The following is a 19,150-nucleotide window of genomic DNA, read 5'->3' on the forward strand; positions in this document are numbered from 1 at the left end:
TATCTCCATTTTAGTCAATCTTCAATAAATGTCCTTTATCTGCCCTAAATTATTAAAATTTTTTCATATATTGATAATATTATAGATAGATTGGCTTTTAATAGGTATGTTAGTAAAAAGTCCGAAGATTAACTATATAGTAATTATAGTATGTTAAAAGAACTTATAGAATATATTTTTTTCTAAATGCACTAACCCAATAAAAAGAAAAATCTAAAAAATAAGTTAAAAAACAGCATATAACAATATATAAAATAAAAAATATTTTAAAAATATCTTTTATAGAATTTATAGACTATTGAATTTATGGATGCCCCCCCCATTTTCCAGAGGAAAATATTGGAGCTCCCACAATATATAGTCCGTTCGAAAGAACTTTACACGATGCTAATTTGTTATTTAATCACCATCAATAAAATCTCCAATTCTGCCCAATGCAGAGCCCTCTCCTGCCCTTCTTCCGCCTGCAACTGGTGCATTTTTAAGAATTCTATCGGCAAGTCTTGAAAATGGAAGACTTTGCAAATACACTGTGCCGTGTCCTTGTAGGGTGGCTAAAAATAATCCTTCGCTACCAAATATCATTGATTTTAACCCTCCTGCCCGTTCTATGGAAAAATCTATACCTTTTGTAAATCCTACAATACATCCGGTATCTACTTTAATTTTATCCCCATTTAATTCTTTTTTTACGATTGTTCCCCCTGCATGAACAAATATCATTCCATCTCCTTCCAAATGCTCCATAATAAAGCCTTCTCCACCAAATAATCCAGTTCCTATTTTTTTATTAAATGAAATGCCTACTTTTGTCCCAAGTGCCGCACATAAAAAAGAATCCTTTTGACAGAAAAATTCTCCGTCTAATTTAGATAAATCTATTGGTATTATTGAACCGGGATAAGGAGCTGCAAAAGCTACTCTTTTTTTACCTCTCCCAACATTTGTAAAATGGGTTAAAAAAAGAGATTCGCCTGTAATTACTCTTTTAGCTGCACCAAACAATTTACCAACCAAACCTTCATTAGCGTCCGAACCATCTCCCATTTTAGTCTCAAAATTAATTCCATCTTCCATCCAGTTCATTGCCCCGGCTTCTGCTATTACGGATTCATTTGGGTCCAATTCAACTTCCACAACTTGCATATCGTCCCCAAATATTTCATAATCTACTTTATGGCATTTCATTTTATCACCTTTTTGGTCAATGAATTTTAGACATAATGTAAATTCTCGAACGAACTATAATATATAATTAAATATAATAAAATTAATACTGTAATTATATTTAATATGTGCGGTAGATTCAGAAAGTATACTATATTTTCCGATATCTATGCATCTTACTTACTGCATTAACAATAAGGCATAAAATATTAAGAACTAGGGAACATAATGTAAAAAGTTCTCAAACAACCAAATATTTATGTCTGCCTAATTTATATTTTATAATTTATAAATTATTTAATTATTTATTTTTCTTCATTTAAATTTTATTGGTGAAATAATATGACTGTAAAAATAGCAGAATTAACCTGCGGTCCAGAATACAGTGGAGTTCAGGCCGAAATTGAAAAAGCCGCAAATGATGTGGGCGGAGAAATAATATTTCCCGAAGTAGATTTAGATTACATCGATAAAGTAGATGATATGCTTGGATTTAATGTGGCATCGGCAAATTTAAAGCTAATGTTTGCTAGAGCAATGTCTATTATTGAAGGTAATACAGAGGCAGAAGCCGTATTTATAGCAACTTGTTTTAGGTGTGCCGAAGGAGCTCTGGTTAGAAACGAAGTAAGAAGATTGGTTCAACAACATACAGATTTACCTGTTGTTATGTATTCATTTACCGAAAGAACAAAGGCACCAGAGTTATCAACCAGAATGGAGGCATTAGCTACAATTGTAGAAAGAAAATCATTACTATCCAGAAAAAAACAAACTGGAATTAGTTTAGGTTTGGACAGTGGTTCAACCACTACAAAAGCCGTAATTATGCAGGACAATGAAATAGTGGGAACAGGTTGGGGACCAACAAGGGAGATTATAGAATCAGCTCAAAAGGTAATGGACAATGCTTTAAAAGAGGCAGGATTAAAGGCAGAAGATATTGAAACAATTGGGACAACAGGATATGGAAGACATACAATGGGAGAATACTTTAAAGCAGACCTTATTCAGGAAGAATTAACAGTAAATTCAAAAGGTGCAGCCTTTTTAGCAAATAAACAAGAAGGGGAAGCTACTGTAATCGACATAGGTGGAATGGATAATAAGGCAATATCTTTAAACCACGCTATACCAGATAATTTTACAATGGGGGGCATTTGTGCCGGTGCTAGTGGTAGGTTCTTTGAATTAACAGCCCGAAGGTTGGATATATCCATACAGGAGTTGGGAGACCTTGCCGCAGAAGGAGATTGGAGAAATGTTATGATGAACAGTTACTGTATTGTATTTGGTATTCAAGATTTAGTTACGGCCCTTGCAGGAGGGGCTTCGTCAGCTGATGTAGCGGCAGCTGCAGCTCATTCCGTAGCTGAACAAATCTACGAGCAGCAATTGCAGGAAGTAGATGTGAGGGACCCAGTTATATTGGTTGGAGGAAGTAGTTTATTTAAAGGTATGGTAATGGCTTTGGAGGAAATACTTGGTAAAAAAATAATAGTTCCACCACATTCCCAATATATTGGAGCTGTTGGTGCGGCATTGTTATCTTCCGGATATAAAGATTTAAAATAATATTATCTATTGTTAATTTTTTACGATTTTACGATTATTTTAATTATTAATTATATATATTATTTAATCATACTTTTTTAACATAAAAAAACTTTTTAAAAATTATCAGGTGAAAAATTGAGCGACATACGAGACACAATTTTAAAATATGTTCTTCAAAATTCAATAAAATTTAAAGGAGCTCCCAACCCAAAGGCAATCATGGGAAAAATATTGGGAGAAAATCCAGATTTAAGAAAAAAGGCAGGGGAAGTTTCAAAAATAATTGCAGAAATAATAAAAGAAATAGAAAATATGCCACTAAATGAACAACAGGCAAAATTAGAATCCCTTGCCCCAGAATTATTAAACAGCAAACCAGCAGAAAGAAAAAAGAAAGAGCTACAATTAAAAAATGTAAAAGAGGGAGCTCCTGTTGTAATGAGATTTGCACCAAATCCATCTGGACCACTTCATTTGGGACATGCCAGAGCTGCTGTATTAAATGATTATTTTGCAAAAAAATATAATGGAAAATTAATTTTAAGGTTGGAGGACACAGACCCAAAAAGAGTAATGCCTGAAGCTTATGAAATGATTAAAGAGGATTTAGAATGGCTTGGAGTAAAAATAGATGATGTAATTGTTCAATCCGATAGATTACCCATTTATTACGAATATGGAACAAAATTAATAGAAATGGGGCATGCCTATGTTTGTGATTGTGAGGCAGAAGAATTCAGGGAGCTCCGAGCTAATGGAAAACCATGTGTATGTAGGGATTTAGGAGTGGAGAAAAATTTAGAACTATGGAATAAAATGCTAAATAATGAAATAGATGGAGTTGCAGTCAGGTTAAAAACAGACATAGAGCATAAAAACCCATCAATAAGAGATTTTCCTATATTTAGAATTGAAAACACACCCCACCCAAAAACAGGCACAAAATACAGAGTTTATCCACTAATGAACCTGTCCGTATCTGTTGATGACCATCTTTTAGGTATGACCCATGTATTGAGGGGAAAAGACCATATAGTAAATACGGAAAAACAAAAATACATATTTGATTACTTTGGCTGGGAAATGCCCGAATATATACATTATGGTATTTTAAAAATAGATGGACCGATTTTAAGCACATCAAAAATGAGCGAAGGAATTAAAAACAATGAATTCACAGGTTGGGACGACCCTAGATTTGGAACGCTAAGGGCATTGAAAAGAAGAGGAATAAAACCAGAGGCAATTTATAAATCAATGGTAGATATTGGAGTAAAACAGGCAGATGTAAAATACTCATGGGAAAACTTACATGCTGTAAATAAAGATATAATTGATAAAGATGCTCGACGGTTCTTCTTTGTAGAAAATCCAAAAACTTTAATAATCGAGGGAGCAAAAATCACTACGATAAATTTAAGAGCTCACCCAAGTAGGGAAGAATTTGGAACAAGAGAATTAATATTTGATGGAAATATTTATATTTCCGATGATTTGGAAGTAAATAAAATGTATAGATTGATGGAGCTCCATAATATTGTAGTTGAAAAAATAGAAAATAACACAATATATGCCAAATACCACTCCGATGACTTCAAAATAGCAAAAGAAAATAAAGCAAAAATAATACATTGGATTCCTGTAAAAGATGCCATTCCTACTACCGTAATAAATACAGAGGGAGAAAAAATTAAAGGATTTGCTGAAAAAGACTTTAAAATAGTAAATATTGATGATTTTGTGCAATTTGAAAGATTTGGATTTGTAAGAATAGATGAAAAGAAAGATGATGAAATAATTTGTTATTATACCCATAATTAATTTTTATTATGGGAGCTCCTTTTATGACTTTTTTTATATATTGTTATACAATATTTTATTAATAATATTTTATTACGATATTATCTATTTTAGGGGGATATTATGCTTTTAAAAAATTGTAAAATTATAAAAAATAATTCTATTATTGAAGCCGATATATTAATCGAAAATGATAAAATTAAAAAAATAAGTAAAAATATATCAAATAATGAAAATAGCGATAAAAATAATACCATTGATTTAAAAAATAAAATTGTAATGAGCGGAATTATTGATTCCCATGTTCATTTTAGATATGGGCAACCACAAAAAGAAGATTTTATAAGTGGAAGCAAAGCAGGTATTAACGGTGGAGTGGCTTATGCAATAGACATGCCAAATAGCAACCCCCCAACCACCACAAAAGAAGAATTTGAAAAGAAATACAAAGAGGGAAAAGAAAAAAGCAAAATAAATATAGAATTTAATTATGGAATTACTGAAAATAACTATTTAGATAGTATAAAAAATGCAAAATCATATAAAATTTTTATGGTAAAATCTGTTGGAGACTTATTTATAAGCGATTATTCAAAATTAAAGGACATATTAAACCAAAATAAATTATTTACCATTCATGCGGAGCATAAAAACATAATAGCCGAAAACTCAAAAAAATACCCATTAAATAGCTGGACTAACCACACAAAAATAAGAGATAGTAGAAGTGAAGTTGAGGCAATAAAAGAAATAATAAAAAACTTAGAAATTGTTGAAAAATTAAACCAAAATAAACCACGAATACATATATGCCATTTATCCACAAAAGAAGGACTAAATTTAATAAATAATGCCAAAAAAACATTTAAAAATGTGAAAATAACAACCGAAGTTGCACCACATCATTTATTTTTAAATAAAGAAGATGCCGAAAAATTAAAGGGAATGGGAAAGTTCAATCCACCACTTAGAACAAAAGAAGACTGCAAAGCACTAATAAATGGAATTGTAAATAAAACGGTGGATATAATTGCAACAGACCACGCACCACATAATATTGACGAAAAAAATAATCCTGTTGAAAGTTGCCCTTCTGGAATTCCGGGAATAGAAACCCTTGTTCCTTTGACTCTGGATTTAGTTAATAAAAATATTATAAATATATTTGATGTTGAAAGGTTATTAAGTGGAGCTCCTTCAAAAATATTTAATATTGATAATGAAATAAGGGGGGGAAATAATGCAAATTTATCAATTATTGATTTAGACAAAGATGTGACAATTAAGGGGGAAACATTTAAATCTAAGGCTAAATTTACACCATTTGAAAGTTGGAAAGTTAAGGGAGCTCCGATATATACTATTATTAATGGAGAAGTGTATGATGCATGTGGAAACATTTAAATATTACAAATATTAAATAGTAAATATTAGATATATAAATGTAAAAGTAGTATTAAGGGGAGGTACTTATGAAATTTGACAGTGAATTAATGTTAAAACCAGTGTTGATTGGAGGGGTTATTGGAGGGGTTCTTTCAGCAATTCCAATTATAAGCTGTTTAAATTGTTGTTGTCTTTTGTATGCAGGTTCGGGAGCAATTACGGCATATTTAATAGCTCAAAAAACCATGAGTTTAGAAATGGAAGATTACGCATTGGCAGGAGCAGGTAGTGGAGCAATTGCAGGACTTATAAACGGAATACTTGGTTTAGTTATAGGAACAGCACTCAATGCATCGTTAATGCCACTGATAGGAATGCCATCGGATATGGCAACACAGAACATGGTAGGAAGTATGGTAGGTGGGGTTATATCAATACCTGTTTACATAGTGCTTGGTGCAATATTTGGAGCAATTGGTGCAATAATATATATTAAGTTGAAAGAATGAGGCAATATATTATTTATCTCTTATTCCTATTTTTATTTTGTATTTTTTACATCGGAATTTTTTTAGCTCCTTATTTATATGACATAAATTCTGGAATATCCTTATTTATATACTACATATATTCTCAAATATGTCATCAGCTTTCACAAAGAAGTTTTTTCATTTTTGAGCACAAAATGGCAGTTTGTGCCCGATGTTTTGGGATATACACAGGATTTTTATTAGGAATGCTAATTTATCCAATTGTAAAGAAATTGAATAATTTCAAAACTCCCAACAAGTGGTATTTAATTATGGCATTGATACCGATGGGGATTGATGGAACTACCCAGCTAATAGGATTAAGGGAGAGTTTTAATGAACTGCGGTTAATTACGGGATTTATGGCTGGATTTATTGGGGTGTTTTATATACTTCCTGTGTTTTTAAGTATTGCCGATGGACTCTTAAAAAAGTTAGAGGGGTATAATGATATCTGAATCATTTAAATATATGTTTAACGACGAAAATTGGAAAAAGAAACTTGCCATCGGAGGAATAATTGGAGCAATACCAATTCTCAATTTGGCATTATATGGATATATGATAGACACGATAAAACTTGTTTTAGGCGGGGTCGAAGATAAATCACCCGAATTTAATATTGTTAATCAGTTTATTGAGGGGATTATCGGAATAGTAATTATATCAATATACATAATAATTCCGATTTCCCTGCTGATAATTGGCTATGTATTTTTAGGAGGGAGTTTTTTATTAATCCTTGATGATAAAACAGCCGGACTTGGCGTTATGATGATGTTAATTTTTATATTATTTTTGATTTTATATATGCTATGTAGTATATTATTTGCATTAATCATTCCAATTGCACTATCTCATTATGTCAATACAGGTAAATTATCGTCAATATTTGAATTTAAAACCCTATTTAGCATATTGAAAAAAACATGGCTTGATATTTTAATATTCTATATCATACTGACTATTGCAATAGTAATATTGGAAGTAATAATATACATGGTGGCATTAATATTTGCAATGACTGTTATATTAATACCAGTGGCTATTTGGATATTTGGGATGTTAATGTATTATATCACCACAGTATCAGGGTATTTCTACGGAAAAATATATTTAAAAGGCGTTAATGAATTAAATAAATAAATTAAATAAAAAATAGATAAATAAATTAAATAATAATATGGCATAACATCAAAAAATTATATATATCATAAAATATAATTATTATTCTAATTATAATTTATTATAATTTATTATAATTTTTCAATAAAGTGTAAATATGGAAACTGTATCAGACATAAATAGAGCGAAAATATCAAACATATATAAAATGGATTCTTTTTTTAACAACCATTCCAATGTATCTTGGAGATGGTGTGGATTTTTATAAATAGTCGTTAGTGTATTTATTATAATATACAGTAATGATAAAAATATTAATTTTAAAACTTAATAATCAGCGTATAATAAATAATATTATAATTTAATATTATGCTAATTATATTTATTAACTCATATATTTATGTATTATAATACATTCTATTATTAATTAAAATATTGTATCGGTGATATTATGAAAATGGTTAAATCAATATTAAACACAAAAAATAACAACAAGAACCCAATAATTGCAGAAATAAAAGTTCATTCTCCAAAATATGGGGATATGATTAATAGAAGAGATGAAATGGATATTTTAAAAATATATGAAAATGCAGGAGCATCGGGAATATCATACATCACAGATAAAGAACATTTTAACGGAGATTTTGAAATGTACAAAAAAATATGTAAAAACACGGAGCTCCCTGTTTTAAGAAAAGACTTTATAACTACAAAGGATGAAATTGAAAAAACCGCAGAAGTTGAAGGGGGGGCAATATTATTAATAGCACGACTATTAAAGGAAGAAACAGCTGAATTTGTAGATTATGCCCTTGAACACGGATTAGATACGCTTGTTGAAGTCCATAATAAAGAGGAGATAGATATAGCTAAGGAAACAAACAGCACAATGATAGGAGTAAATAACAGGGACATTACAAAATTAGAGTTGGACGATGGAACTGTATCCCTTACGGAACAGCTTGCCCCATTGATTCCAAAAAATATGGTTTTTGTTAGTGAAAGTGGAATAGGAACAATCGAGGATTTAAGAATGGCATTGAAATATGCCGATGCCGCACTAATTGGAACAAGTTTTATGAAAGCTAAAAATATTGAAGAATTTGTTAAATCATTTGTAGATGCGAAATTATAGTTAATCTTCAATAGCTGTCCCTTATCCGTCCTATTGTTATTAAACAAAATCCTTTTAGGATTTTATACAAAATCGAAGATTTTGTAAATAAATCTTGTAATACAATGATATTAGCTTTAGAATATGTTATCTGAAAAAGACCGAAGATTGACTATATAAATTGTATTATTGGTTAAAGATGGGAGCTCCATTTATATTCCATATTCCCCATTCAAATTTAAGAGGTAAAAAATGATGCTAAATAAGATAATAAACAGAGAAGATTTATCCTATGAAGAATCATACGATTTGTTTAATGATTTATTGAATGAAAGCGAAATAAAAATTGGTGCCTATTTGTCCGCACTTCAAACAAAAGGATTTACTGCCAACGAAATAGCAGGTTTTGCAAAAGCTATGAGAGATAATGCAATTGCAATTGATTTGGGGAAAGGTATATCCGACACTTGCGGAACTGGGGGAGATGGTTATTCTACCATAAATATATCCACTGCTGTATCCATTATATTATCTTGCTTTACAAAGGTCGCAAAACATGGTAATGTCTCCATCACTTCAAAAAGTGGCTCTGCCAATGTGCTTGATGCCCTAAATATAAAAAAGGACTGCAACCCCGAAGAAGCCAAAAAAATGATAGATAAAACAAATTTTGTGTTTTTATTTGCCCCAAATTACCATCCTGCACTTAAAAAAATCATGCCAGTTAGAAAAGAATTGGGAATAAAAACGATATTTAATATATTAGGGCCACTTGCAAACCCTGCAAATCCAGATTATCAAATTATGGGCGTAAATTCACTTGATTTAGTTGAAAAAGTTGGAGATGCTTTAAAATTACTTGGAGTTAAAAAAGCTCTTGTGGTTTATGGAAATGGATTAGATGAGTTAAACCCAAATGATTACTCTACAATTTGCGAAATAAATGAAAATGAGGAAAATAAAATCTATAAAATACATCCAAAAGATATTGGATTAACTCCTTCAAACCCCATTCCGTGCAATAGTCCAGATGAAAGTGCAAAAAGAATAATTAAAATATTTTCAGGAACAATAAATGAGGATAGAGATTTTATATTATTAAATGCTGCCGCTGCACTTTATGCTTCAAATATAGCAAAGGACTATAAAGAAGGGCTAAAACTTGCAAAAGAAGTAATTGATAATGGAACTGTATTAAAAAAATTAAAAGAAATACAAAAATACGGGGAATAGTTATGACAGATAAAACGACTACAAACAACATAACAGATGAAAACTCAAAAAAACAGATAATTAGAAAAAATTTTGATTTTGTAGAACCTTTAAAATTATATGGATTATTGAGGGAGGAAGGAATTAACCCGTTTATATTGGAATCAAGAGATAAACACCACTCAAAGGCGAGATTTACATATATTTCTGCAAACCCTGAATTTATTGTAAATATTAAAAATAAAACAAAAATAGATAATTCTACTTATTCAAATAATTCCAACCCATTTCAATCATTAAAAGAAATAAGCGACGAAATGAATGTCAATATTAAAAATTTGGATTCAAAAGAAAGATTTATAGGCGGATTTTTAGGATATTTTGCCTATGACTGTATTCACAACTATATTGGAGGAGATATTGAAGAGCCTTCTGTATTTGGATATTATAATAGCGTTTTTGTTTATGACCACACCTATAAAAGATATTATTATTTAACACATAACAACTCTCCCGAAGAATTAAAAAATGCCGAATCCATAATAAAAAGAGCAAAAAACTACGAAATAGAAGAGGAAAAAGACGGAGGTTCAAATATTGCAGGTTGCGATGCTTCAAAGGAAGAACATTATAATATGGTAGAAAAGGCAAAGGAATATATATATGAGGGCGATGCCTTTCAGGTTGTTATTTCAAAGGAATTTAGAGTAAATAGCGATTATTCACCATTTAAAGTATATAAAAATCTAAGGGAAATAAATCCATCTCCCTATATGTTTTTGTTGGAATTTGAAAATAAAAGTCTTGTAGGAGCTTCCCCTGAAACTATGGCATCTGTTGAAAACAACATATTGCAAATAAATCCCATTGCTGGAAGTACGAAAGTGGGAAAAACTGACGAAGAATCGAAAAAACTTGCGGAGCTCCTACTTAAAGATGAAAAGGAAAGAGCCGAACATATGATGCTGGTGGATTTAGCTAGAAATGATGTTAGAAAAGTGTGTAAATCTGGAAGCGTGGAGCTCCAAAGTTTCTTTAAAGTATTGAAATATAGTCATATTCAACATATTGAAAGTGAGGTAATTGGGGAGCTCCGAAATAATTATAGTCCTTATGATGCAATCGAAGCGGCATTTCCTGCTGGGACATTAACGGGAGCTCCGAAATATAGGGCAATGGAAATAATTGACGAAATTGAAAAATCACGAAGAAAAGCATATGGTGGAGCTGTTGGATATTTCTCACCAAATGGCTGTGCTGATACGGCAATTACCATAAGAACCGCAGAAATGGAAAAAGATGGCACAATTAGATTAAGAGTAGGGGGCGGAATTGTGGCTGATTCTGAACCAGAAAATGAATATTTGGAAACAGAACGAAAAATAGCTGCGGTTATGAGGGCTTTTGATATTGTAAAGGAATATAGATAGTAAAGAGCAAACCTTTAAAAATCTCAAAATTCACTTTGTGAATTCGAAGCTAATCCTTTGGATTAGCTGACTTACAAAACATTGAAAAGGTTTTGTCAAGTTATACGATGCCGTAGGCAGTAAAAACCAAAAGATTTTTCTGATTACTCCTATTGCTCGAAAAGGTTTGAACCAATCCAAAACTCACTTCGTTCGTTTTGGAGCCTAAAAATTAACAGGTGAAATATTATGATTTTAATTATTGACAACAAGGATTCATTTGTTTGGAATTTAGCGGAATATGTGTCTTTTTATGATAAAATGAAGGTTGTTCCAAACACCATAACACTTGAAGAAGTTAAAAAAATAAATCCCGATGGTATTATTATATCCCCAGGTCCCGGAGCTCCCAATAAAAAAAGAGATGTAGAAAACTGTCCAGAAATTATAAAAAATATGGATATTCCTATATTGGGAGTTTGTTTAGGGCATCAAATGATAGCACATATATTTGGCGGAAAAGTAGGAAAAATACCGCCAGTTCATGGAAAATCTAATAAAATTAAACATGATGGAAAAACAATATTCAAAGATATTAAAAATCCGTTGGAAGTTGGTAGGTATCATTCTCTTGCAGTTCTTGGAGCTCCGGAGGATTTTGAAATTACAGCAACTACAATTGATACAGATAAAGAAATAATTATGGGCATTAGGCATAAAACTAAACCTATTGAGGGAGTTCAATTCCACCCTGAAAGTGTATTGACTGAATGGGAGGATAAAGAAGGTTTAAAGATTATTAAAAATTTTGTAGATATGGCACTGACATATAAAAAGTGATAAAATGTTTATTAAAATATGCGGTATTAAAACAGTTGAAGAATTGAAAATAGTTGAAAAATATGCCGATGCCACAGGCGTTATATTAAAAAGTACTTCAAAAAGAGAAATATCTTTTGAAAAAGCTAAGGAATTAATAGAAATCGCTAAAATTCCCATTTATGCCGTATCCACGGTAAATACATATGACGATTGGGCGAAAATAATAGAAAAAACAGGCACAAAATATATACAAATCCACAGCAATATGGATTTAAATGAGATTATAAAATTAAAAAATAATTATAATGTCAATATAATAAAAGCCTTTAAAGTGCCCAGTATTAGCCCAAATCCCGAAAAAGATGCTGAAAATTTAATAAATGATATTATGCAATATGACAATATAGTAGATAAAATATTGTTGGATACAGGGAAAGGAACGGGAAAAACCCATGATTTAAGGATTAGTAAAATATTATCGGAAAAAATTGATATAGTCCTTGCAGGCGGATTAAATCCATATAATGTTAAAGAAATTGTAGAAATTATTAAACCCTGTGGTGTGGATTTAAGTAGTGGAGTAGAAAAAGATAATAAAAAAGACGAGGAATTAATTAAATTATTTATTAAAAATTTAAAATATAATGATAAATAAAATATTATTAATTATAATATAATAAGAATATATAATGAATAATTATAATAAATGATTATAAAATTTATTTAATAAATAATCGGTGATGTTATGGAATATAAATTCGGAGAATATGGAGGTCAATATGTGCCTGAGGTGCTTATGCCGTCATTAAAAGAATTGGAAAAAGCATATAAAAAATACAAAGATGACCCAGAATTTAAAGAAGAGCTTGAATACTACTTAAAACAATATGCTGGAAGGGAGACCCCATTATATTTTGCTGAAAACCTAACAAAAAAGATGGGAGGAGCTAAAATATACCTAAAAAGAGAGGATTTATTATTGGGGGGAGCTCACAAAATAAACAATAGTTTAGGACAGGCACTACTTGCTAAAAGAATAGGCAAAACAAGAATTATTGCCGAAACAGGAGCAGGAGAACATGGGCTATCTACGGCAATGGTTGGAGCTCTATTTGGACTTAAAGCTAAAATATATATGGGAGCAGTAGATGTTGAAAGACAAAAATTAAATGTTTATAAAATGAGGTTGCACGGTGCAGAGGTTCATGCCGTTCAATCTGGTTCAAAAACATTAAAAGATGCCATAAATGAAGCACTTAGAGATTGGGTTGAGACCTTTGAAGATACCCATTATATTATTGGTTCAGCTGTTGGTCCTTATCCATTCCCTTCAATGGTTAGAGATTTCCAGTCAGTAATTGGTAAAGAAGCTAAAAAGCAAATATTAGAGGCAGAAGGACGACTTCCAGATAGTATTGTAGCTTGTGTGGGGGGAGGAAGTAATTCTATTGGAATATTTAATGAATTTAAACAGGATAAAGAAGTTAAATTAATTGGTGTTGAGGCAGCGGGTGAAGGACTTGACACAGATAGGCACGGAGCAGCAATATTAAAAGGTAAAAAGGGAGTTTTACATGGTATGCTATCCAAGTTTTTACAAGATGATGATGGACAAATAGCCGAAACATACAGTATTTCCGCAGGTTTAGATTATCCAGGAGTAGGTCCAGAACATGCTTATTTAGATGAAATTAAAAGAGTAGAATATGCAGGAATTACCGATGTTGAGGCACTTGATGCTTTTTCAACATTGTCAAAAACCGAAGGAATTATCCCAGCTCTTGAATCTTCCCATGCTGTTGCCCATGGTATGAAAATTGCCAAAGAAATGGATAAAGATGAAATAATTATTATTAATTTATCGGGCAGAGGAGATAAAGACATACATACCGTTATGAATTTCATTGAGTTTTAATATATGATATATAATATTATCTATTTATAATCCATTATTATTTATTCATATCATCATCATTGTAAAATATGTGTTATTATAAATACAATTATTAAAAGTGTGTATATTGATTACAGGTGATAAAATGTATATTGTAGAAGCCATTGTAAGGCCTGAAAAAACCAATGCCGTAATCGCCGCACTTGTAGATTTTGGATATAAAGGAGAATTTATCCTTTCAGAAGTTACAGGGCAAAGGCAAAACTTGGAAAATACAACTATTAGAAATTATAGGGGGCATAAGTTTATAAAAAATACAATGAAAATAAAAAATAAAATAGAATTGACCATAAATAATGAAGATTTAGACAATATAATCAATATTATAAGGAATAATGCAAAAACTGGCGAATTTGGAGATGGAAAAATATTTGTATATGATACTGTTGATAGATTCTCCGAAAATAATAAGGATAAAAATAATGATAGTTTTGCAGAACCTGTAAATAGCGAAAGAGAAAAATTGTTGAGGGAGCTCCGAATTAATTTGCCTGATGATGATTATGTTGATTCCTTATTAGAAGAAGCCTTTAAGCCCGATGGCAGGGAGCTCCGAGACTTAGAAAAAATAGCAATTGATAAATTAAATAATGATTTATTTGGATTACTTAAAGAACAGGATATTTTATTGGACTATAAAGTAGATATTGAAGTGGATTATAATTATGGCAAATATTATTATAATTGCAATATAATATTAATACCTAAAAAGACATTTGGATTTATTAAAAAAGGCATAAATATAAATTCCATACGAAATAAATCCAAAAATATTTTAAATTCAATTAACGGCAATGCAGAACATACCATATCAATTATAGTTTATTAAATTATATTATTAATCATATTATTAAATTTTATATAAAATAAATATATAACGAGGGATATAATGGATAAAAAACTTGTTAGCTTCATTGTTGCAGGTGACCCAAATACAGAGGCTACAATAAAATATATGAAGGCTCTGGCAAAGTATTCCGATATTATAGAGTTAGGAATACCATTTAGCGACCCGATGGCTGATGGAAGTGCAATACAACAGGCCGACATTAGGGCATTAAATAATGGAATGAAAGTTTCGAAGGTATTTGATATAATAAAAGAATTTAGAAAAACCAACTCCACCCCAATTGTGGTAATGACATACTACAACCCGGTTTATTTTAGAGGAGTTGAAAACTTTATAAAATCACTTAAAGAAGCGGGAGGAGATGGGCTTATTGTGGTAGATTTACCAGTTGAAGATGCAACAGATTATTTAAATATATGTAAAAAATACAATATTAAAACAGTTTTCCTTGGAGCTCCGAATACAACAGAGGAGAGACTAAAAAAGATTGATGATGCAAGTTCATTATTTGTATATCTTGTATCTGTTTATGGAACAACAGGAACTAGGGAGGGAGTTTCAGAAGAAGCTTTAAACTTTTTGAAAAATACAAAAAAAGTATGTAAAAACCCGATTTATGTTGGATTTGGAATTTCTAAAAAGGAACATGTTGAATCGTTTGTAAATAATGGTGCCGATGGAGTTATTGTAGGTAGTGCCTATGTAAAAATAATAGAAGAGTTCGGAGATTCAGAAGAAACTATAAAAAGGCTTGAAGCGAAAGCTAAGGAATTAAAAGAAGGCACTAAATAATTGGTTTCATTATTAAAATAGTGATGACAATAATAACAAAAATAACATATGCAAAATAGAGAGATATTTTATGAAAACTCTAAAAAATAGCTCTGTTCCCAATATATGCGATGCTGGGGCAGAGGTTTTAAAAGATATTAAACCCATAAACCCCACTCAAAAGCTAATTATTGGTGAAGCTATAACTGTAAATACCACAGACGATGATTGGGGAGCTCCCATAAAAGCTATAGCCCAAAGCAAAAATAAAATAATAGTGGTAACCGTTGTAGGGAACGATAGGGCAATATGGGGAGGATTAGCAACATTAAATGCAAAAATAAAAGGAGTCAAGGGAGTAATAATAAATGGCTCTGTTAGGGATATTGAGGAGCTCCAAAAATTAAATTTTCCTATTTTTTCCAAATCATTTAAACCTAATGCCGGAGCTCCACTTAACCATGGAAAAATAAATATCCCCATAACAATTGAAAATGTCCAAATAAATCCAAATGATATTATTGTTGGAGATTGTAACGGCGTAGCAGTGATAAAAAGGGAAGAGCTAAATAATATTATTGAAAATGTTAAAAACATAAAAAAGAAAGAAGAATCAATAAAAAATAAAATAATGAGAGGAATGGATTTAAAGGATATTTTAGGATTATGATTAAATCTTTCGGATTTGAATTTTCATTGTAATTTTTTAACATTCATATATTATTTTTCCAGTGTTTTCTGATTTCCTAAATGGTAATTCTATGGTTTTTAAGGTTTCAATGAATTTTTGAACCTCTTTATCTTTTAATTTATCTTTTTTAATGAGAAAATCGTAATATTCGTCCCCAATAGGCATAAATTTTAATCCATATTTTTCTGCTATTGTTTCAATTCCCACTCCAATATCCACTTTACCCATAACAACGGAAGCCCCAACTGCTGAATGAGTTTTTGCTTCAATATTATAGCCATTTATCTTTGATTTATTAATATTATTCTCTTTTAAAAATTTATCAAATAATAATCTAGTTCCTGCCCCCTTATTTCTATTAATAAATTTATAATTTTCAATATTATTTTTTAATTCTTCAATATTATTTATTGGGAGCTCCTTTCTAAACATAAAACCTTGTTTTCTAACATATCCTCTAACCAATGCCACATCTTTAAGTTTGTATTTTTTAATAAATGATATATTGTATGGTTCCTCCCCCTCTTTTGCCCTTTCGTCCAATAGGTGAATACCTGAAATATCTGCTTCCCCTCGTTTAATTGCCATTAATCCACCCAAAGAACCAACATTTATTGTTTTGGCAAAAATATGCCCTTTTCTTAATATTTCGTCAATTCCTATGCAATGGCTACCGATTATATTGAGCCCAAATTTAATATTTCCAAATAAATGGACTTCCACAGTTTCGTTTTCCAGAATTTCCTTATTTTCATCAATTACTATATATCCATCTGCATAGGTTAAAGAGGTTATGGCTCCGCTTCCCTTTGTAATGGGGTAAATTATATAGTTATTATCTTTTTCCCGCATCACAGATACAGGCAAATATTCTGTCCTTCCCTTTGAAGACATATATCTAATTGGAAATAGTCCTGTTAGTTTATTTCCCATTTCATTAAATAATACATCAAAAATGGTTAAACAGGATGTGGGATACCCAGGAAGTCCCACTATTAATTTATTATCTATCTTCCCGATTATGGTTGGTTTTCCCGGTTTTATCTTTATGCCGTGTATTAGTATTTCCCCGCCCAATTCTTCAATTATTTTAGAAGTTAAATCTCCAACACCTGCGGAAGTTCCACCACTTAATATAATAATATCATTATTGCCCTGTAAAGCTTTTTTAATACTATTTTTTAAATCCTCCTCATTATCTTTAACTATGCCGTAAAATTTAAAATCCCAGCCTTTTTCAATTATTGAAGAAGCTATTGTATAGGTGTTTACATCATATATTTTATAGGGAGATAATGGTTCATTTGGACTTATTAGCTCGTTTCCGGTGGATATTAATCCAATATTTATTTTTGATTTTAATTCTTGTTTTATATGATGGTGGGGGGGTTTTTTATAAACTTTTATATTGCTTTTACCAATTGAAGGTAATGCCCCTATATCCCTTGGGGATAGTGGTGTATCTTTTCTTAAAAGGAGCTCCCCTGCCATTATGTCACTACCACAATATTGAATATTCTCATGTGGCGAAACTGGCCTATAAATTTTTACATTATTATTATCTGTTTCCGTATATTCTACCATTACAACGGCATTCGCCCCTTTTGGTATGGGAGCTCCTGTTGCTATTTCCATGCATTCATTATTTTTTAATTCTTTTGTGGAATAAGACCCCGCCTTAATTCTATCAATTATTTTTAATGTTATGGGGGCATCTTCCTCAGCTTCGTAGGTGTCCTCTGATTTTACGGCATATCCGTCCATTTTTGACCTGTCAAATGGTGGGACATCTACATTTGAAATTATATCCTCTGCCAAAATTCTATTTACTGCATTAAATAAATCCACTTCCTCTATGCCATTATTTTTGTCATTGCTATCTTTATCAGTCGTGTTAGTATTATTGGTATCGTTATTAATATTTTTATTGTCTTTATTGTATTTATCGTCCTGCAATTCATTTAAAAATTTATTTATTATCTTTTTAGCCTCTTCAATACTACTCAATTCTAAATATCTCATTATATCACCAAAAATATAATTAATAATAACGATAATTGGGAGCTCCTAATAAATTTAAATAATATGAATAAATAATAATGTAATTGTATTCTATTATATTATGTGTTATATTATAACTATGGTATGTTTAAAGGTTTGTTCTTTAATGTCTTAAAAATTTTTTATTATGCGACATAATAACAATATATAATTTTTAAATAATAATAATAATAATAATAATAATAATATATATTATAAAAGTTCAAACGAATATCATATAACTACATTATTATAGGCGATGGTAAAAATGGTAAAATTAACCGAAGAAATGAAAAAATCACTAAATGAAGCCATTGTATTTCTTGGCACAGCTTCAAAAGACGGAATACCAAATATAGCACCTATGAAAGCGCTAAAAGTAATAGATGATGAAACTGTTGTTATATGCGATAATTTCATGCTTAAAACATTAAAAAATATTAAAGAAAATCCAAATGTTTCAATTGCTACGGCTGATTGTAGGGAAAATCCATTCCAATACAAAGGAGTTGCAGAATATCATACAGAAGGGGAATGGTTTGAAATTGCAAAAGAAATAGATGCACAATTTAACAAAATTCCAAAAGGGGCCATTGTAATAAAAATAAAAGAAGTATATAATTTAAAATCTGGTGAAGATGCTGGAAAATTACTTTTAAAAGATGAATAAATTATATTATTATATCTATTTTTTTAAATATTTACTCGGAGCTCCGAAA

At 30.6% G+C, this 19,150-nt stretch carries 18 protein-coding genes; 16 read left to right on the forward strand and 2 right to left on the reverse strand.

Going from position 1 to position 19,150, the window contains the following annotated elements; all coding sequences use genetic code 11:
* Positions 1-399: 399 nt before the first annotated feature.
* A complete protein-coding gene (locus tag MAEO_RS05590) occupies positions 400-1,188 on the reverse strand; it encodes a TIGR00266 family protein (RefSeq protein ID WP_011973817.1) in 789 nt (262 codons plus the stop codon).
* 321 nt (positions 1,189-1,509) lie between these two features.
* On the opposite strand from MAEO_RS05590, the gene MAEO_RS05595 reads away from it, so the two are divergent.
* From MAEO_RS05595 to MAEO_RS05665, 15 genes are all read left to right on the forward strand, one after another.
* The gene (locus MAEO_RS05595; protein WP_011973818.1) at positions 1,510-2,742 is read left to right on the forward strand and encodes a methanogenesis marker 15 protein; all 1,233 of its coding nucleotides are present in this window, start codon (positions 1,510-1,512) and stop codon (positions 2,740-2,742) included.
* Between the two features lie 126 nt (positions 2,743-2,868).
* Positions 2,869-4,545: a glutamate--tRNA ligase gene (locus MAEO_RS05600; RefSeq protein ID WP_048062514.1), complete on the forward strand. Its 1,677-nt coding sequence runs from the start codon at positions 2,869-2,871 to the stop codon at positions 4,543-4,545.
* 102 nt (positions 4,546-4,647) lie between these two features.
* Positions 4,648-5,928, forward strand: a complete 1,281-nt coding sequence (gene pyrC / locus MAEO_RS05605; protein WP_011973820.1) for a dihydroorotase — start codon at positions 4,648-4,650, stop codon at positions 5,926-5,928.
* Positions 5,929-5,996: 68 nt separating this feature from the next.
* On the forward strand, positions 5,997-6,419 hold the full coding sequence (locus tag MAEO_RS05610; RefSeq protein WP_011973821.1) for a hypothetical protein: 423 nt from the start codon (positions 5,997-5,999) through the stop codon (positions 6,417-6,419).
* Positions 6,416-6,898: a DUF2085 domain-containing protein gene (locus MAEO_RS08100; protein ID WP_011973822.1), complete on the forward strand. Its 483-nt coding sequence runs from the start codon at positions 6,416-6,418 to the stop codon at positions 6,896-6,898. The genes MAEO_RS05610 and MAEO_RS08100 overlap by 4 nt, the downstream gene beginning before the upstream one ends.
* Positions 6,888-7,586 carry a DUF4013 domain-containing protein gene (locus MAEO_RS05620; protein WP_011973823.1) on the forward strand — a complete coding sequence of 233 codons (699 nt, stop codon included), beginning with the start codon at positions 6,888-6,890 and terminating at the stop codon, positions 7,584-7,586. The genes MAEO_RS08100 and MAEO_RS05620 overlap by 11 nt, the downstream gene beginning before the upstream one ends.
* Before the next feature lie 430 nt (positions 7,587-8,016).
* Positions 8,017-8,703, forward strand: a complete 687-nt coding sequence (gene trpC, locus MAEO_RS05625; RefSeq protein ID WP_011973824.1) for an indole-3-glycerol phosphate synthase TrpC — start codon at positions 8,017-8,019, stop codon at positions 8,701-8,703.
* Positions 8,704-8,937: 234 nt separating this feature from the next.
* The gene (gene trpD / locus MAEO_RS05630) at positions 8,938-9,915 is read left to right on the forward strand and encodes an anthranilate phosphoribosyltransferase (RefSeq protein ID WP_048062515.1); all 978 of its coding nucleotides are present in this window, start codon (positions 8,938-8,940) and stop codon (positions 9,913-9,915) included.
* Positions 9,916-9,917: 2 nt separating this feature from the next.
* The gene (locus MAEO_RS05635; RefSeq protein ID WP_011973826.1) at positions 9,918-11,324 is read left to right on the forward strand and encodes an anthranilate synthase component I; all 1,407 of its coding nucleotides are present in this window, start codon (positions 9,918-9,920) and stop codon (positions 11,322-11,324) included.
* 228 nt (positions 11,325-11,552) lie between these two features.
* Positions 11,553-12,143 carry an aminodeoxychorismate/anthranilate synthase component II gene (locus MAEO_RS05640; protein ID WP_011973827.1) on the forward strand — a complete coding sequence of 197 codons (591 nt, stop codon included), beginning with the start codon at positions 11,553-11,555 and terminating at the stop codon, positions 12,141-12,143.
* Between the two features lie 4 nt (positions 12,144-12,147).
* Complete coding sequence (locus MAEO_RS05645; protein ID WP_011973828.1) at positions 12,148-12,780, forward strand: phosphoribosylanthranilate isomerase; 633 nt, start codon at positions 12,148-12,150, stop codon at positions 12,778-12,780.
* A 90-nt stretch (positions 12,781-12,870) separates the two neighbouring features.
* Positions 12,871-14,040: a tryptophan synthase subunit beta gene (trpB, locus tag MAEO_RS05650; protein ID WP_011973829.1), complete on the forward strand. Its 1,170-nt coding sequence runs from the start codon at positions 12,871-12,873 to the stop codon at positions 14,038-14,040.
* Positions 14,041-14,164: 124 nt separating this feature from the next.
* On the forward strand, positions 14,165-14,908 hold the full coding sequence (locus tag MAEO_RS07760; protein WP_011973830.1) for a P-II family nitrogen regulator: 744 nt from the start codon (positions 14,165-14,167) through the stop codon (positions 14,906-14,908).
* 60 nt (positions 14,909-14,968) lie between these two features.
* A complete protein-coding gene (gene trpA / locus MAEO_RS05660; RefSeq protein ID WP_011973831.1) occupies positions 14,969-15,721 on the forward strand; it encodes a tryptophan synthase subunit alpha in 753 nt (250 codons plus the stop codon).
* 70 nt (positions 15,722-15,791) lie between these two features.
* Positions 15,792-16,370 carry an RraA family protein gene (locus MAEO_RS05665; protein ID WP_011973832.1) on the forward strand — a complete coding sequence of 193 codons (579 nt, stop codon included), beginning with the start codon at positions 15,792-15,794 and terminating at the stop codon, positions 16,368-16,370.
* Positions 16,371-16,406: 36 nt separating this feature from the next.
* Here the strand turns inward: MAEO_RS05665 and MAEO_RS05670 are convergent, their stop codons facing one another.
* Positions 16,407-18,413 (reverse strand): molybdopterin biosynthesis protein, encoded by a 2,007-nt coding sequence (locus MAEO_RS05670; RefSeq protein WP_011973833.1) that lies wholly within the window; start codon positions 18,411-18,413, stop codon positions 16,407-16,409.
* 286 nt (positions 18,414-18,699) lie between these two features.
* On the opposite strand from MAEO_RS05670, the gene MAEO_RS05675 reads away from it, so the two are divergent.
* Positions 18,700-19,101, forward strand: a complete 402-nt coding sequence (locus MAEO_RS05675; protein ID WP_048062388.1) for a pyridoxamine 5'-phosphate oxidase family protein — start codon at positions 18,700-18,702, stop codon at positions 19,099-19,101.
* Positions 19,102-19,150: the final 49 nt, after the last annotated feature.

This window comes from Methanococcus aeolicus Nankai-3, assembly GCF_000017185.1.
Lineage (GTDB): Archaea > AGJL01 > Methanococci > Methanococcales > Methanococcaceae > Methanofervidicoccus > Methanofervidicoccus aeolicus.